Raw genomic sequence first — 2551 nt, 5'->3', positions numbered from 1 at the left:
GCGAGTCCTCCGGGCGAGGCGCCGGACCTCCCCAGCCGCTCGGAGAGCCGTACGGATTCGGCGTTCCGCTCTGCCGGCGGCCCGGCGCGCGGTGGCAGACTGAACCGTGTTCGACGTGGATCCGAGCGGGCGGGAGCCGGGATGGGTACGGAGGAACGGATCGAACGGGCCGGGTTGCTCCACGAGCGCGCGATCTTCGGCGGCGAGGTCGACGCGCTGGTGATGGCCGAGCGGGAACTGGACGCGGTCGAGGCCGACCTGGCTCTGGCCCGCGGCAAGGTGGCGCAAGCGCGTTCCCTCGCGGAGGGAGACGAGGACCCGCAAGGGCTACCGCTCCTGGAGCGCGCGGCACGGCTCTACCGGACGCTCGGCGACTCGCGCGGCGAGGGCGAGGCGCTGCTCTGGACCGCCCTCTTCCACCAGGTGGTCCGCCGCGACGACGACACCGCGGTGCCGATCCTTGAACGCTCGTACGAGCTGGCGACGCGGATCGGCGACAGGATGACGATGTCCTACGCGATCCGGCACTTGGGCATCGCCGAACACACCGCGGGCCGGTTGGAGGTGGCACGGGAGCGCCTGGAGGAGTCGGTACGGCTCCGCCGGGAGCTCGGCTTCCTGCCCGGCGTCGCCGCGAATCTGGTCGGGCTGTGCTACATCGCCCTCGCGCAGGGCCATCGCGACGACGCGCTCGCCCTGGTCGAGGAGGCGGGCACGCTCGCCGAGGCGACTGGCGCGAAGGCCGTCCTGCGCCAGGCCGAGGAGGCACGCGGGCAGCTGTAGGCCGTCCTGCGCCAGGCCGAGGAGGCACGCGGGCAGCTGTAGGCCGTCTCGCCGGGGTCCGGCCCCTGGCGGGCGAGGCCGGGGTGACGGCCCGCGATCTCGACTGTCTTCCACGACCGGGCATGTTTGCTATGTTTAGTAAATGGTGAATATGTCATCGACGCTCCCGCTGCGGGGATGTGCCCTGTACTACGCCGACAGCGGTGGCGACGGTGTGCCGCTGGTGTTCTCGCACGGAGCCGGGGCCGATCACGTGATGTTCGACGCCCAGAGCGAGCACCTGCGCGCCCGGGGATACCGGGTCGTCACCTGGGACATGCGCGGCCACGGCCGCTCTCGCCCGGCCGGCGTTCCGTTCACCGCCGAGCAGGCGATCGCGGACCTGTGCGCGCTCATCGAGCACCTCGCGCTCGACCGGCCGGTGCTCGTGGGACAGTCCCTCGGCGGCAACCTCGGCCAGGCGGTCGTCCGGCGGCATCCGGACCTCGCCCGGGCGCTGATCGTCATCGACTCGGCGTGGAACACCGGGCCGCTGTCATGGACGGAGCGCCTGCTGCTGAAGGTGGCCGCGCCGAGCCTGTCGATGATTCCGGCCGGCCGCCTTCCCGGCGTGATGGCCGAGGCCTCCGCGGTGACGGAGGGCGCGCGGGCGGATGCGCGGCGGGCGTTCTCCCTGCTGTCGAAGCGGGAGTTCGTCCAGGTGTGGCGGGCGACCGTCGAACTCCTCGACCCGGACCCCGGCTACCGTACGCCGGTGCCGCTGTGCCTGATCCGCGGCGAGCGAGACCGTACCGGCAACATCGCCTCGGCCATGCGCGGGTGGGCCGCGGCGGAAGGCGTCCAGGAGGTGGTCATCCCCGGCGCGGGCCACATCGCCAACCAGGACGACCCGCACGCGGTGAACGCGGCGATCGAGGCGTTCCTGCGTACGCTCCCGGACTCGGGGCGGGCACGGCGGTGAGCGCGACCAGGCGTAGCGCGTTCATCACCTCGGTGGGTGACCTGCTGGCCTCATGGAACCTCCCGCACGCGACCGGTCGCGTCTACGGGCTGCTCCTGATGACCGAGGAGCCGGCCTCTCTCGACGCGATCGCCGCAGAGCTCGACCTGAGCAAGGGCGCGGTGAGCACCGCGGTGCGGCAGCTGAACTCCTGGGGACTCGCCAAGGTGATCCCGCAGCCCGGCAGCCGCAGGCTCCTGGTGGAGGCCACCGGAGGGATCGAGTCACTGCTGGAGGCCAGCCACGCGCGGGCCAGAACCCTGATCGCCGCCCTGCGCGACGGTGAGGCCCTGCTGGGTCCGGGCCCCGCGCAGGACCGGCTCCAGGACGTGATCGGGCTGTTCGCCGGCTATGTCGACGTCGGGAGCCAGTTGCTCGACAGACACCGCCGCTAGCCGTCTCGCCTGCCTGGACGGTGGGCCGCCTCGGGTGGTCAACGCCGCACTGGCGGAATCGGCGTGCCGAACGACCGGGTCAGGTTCGCCGACGTCAACGGTGAAGGCCGGGCCGACCACCTGGTGGTCGCCGGGAACCCGGCGATGAACGCCTGACCGAACAGGGCCGGGGGTGATCTCGGGCGGGTCCTGACCGTTCGAGCCGGAGTTCCGGGCGGGTGCGGGAGCCCGGTGGAGATTCATGGACACCGCACCGGGCACGCCCGGCCTCCGGTGCGAGCCGTTCCGGCAGCAGCACCCCGTGCCGGCCCTGTGCCCAGGACGAGAAGAAGGCGCAGAGGAGATGGATGTACTCCGGGCCCCAGAGGCTGAT

Annotated in this window: 3 protein-coding genes; all 3 read left to right on the top strand. The window is 72.2% G+C overall.

The features are described 5' to 3' along the window. A partial coding sequence (locus ABZ260_RS49905; RefSeq protein WP_355632677.1) for a tetratricopeptide repeat protein occupies positions 1-783 on the top strand: 783 nt, incomplete at its 5' end. Between the two features lie 142 nt (positions 784-925). Then, on the top strand, positions 926-1744 hold the full coding sequence (locus tag ABZ260_RS49900) for an alpha/beta hydrolase (protein ID WP_355632674.1): 819 nt from the start codon (positions 926-928) through the stop codon (positions 1742-1744). After that, a complete protein-coding gene (locus ABZ260_RS49895; protein ID WP_355563016.1) occupies positions 1741-2178 on the top strand; it encodes an HTH domain-containing protein in 438 nt (145 codons plus the stop codon). The genes ABZ260_RS49900 and ABZ260_RS49895 overlap by 4 nt, the downstream gene beginning before the upstream one ends. Positions 2179-2551: the final 373 nt, after the last annotated feature.

The organism is Streptosporangium sp. NPDC006013 (assembly GCF_040614275.1).
Lineage (GTDB): Bacteria > Actinomycetota > Actinomycetes > Streptosporangiales > Streptosporangiaceae > Streptosporangium.
The sequence above is the reverse complement of the archived record's forward strand: the minus strand, read 5'-3'. Positions and strand labels throughout refer to the sequence as shown.

Bases quoted from the DNA above. Each gene is read 5' to 3' on its own strand.
- ABZ260_RS49900 (WP_355632674.1), top strand. From the start codon at position 926: ATGGTGAATATGTCATCGACGCTCCCGCTGCGGGGATGTGCCCTGTAC.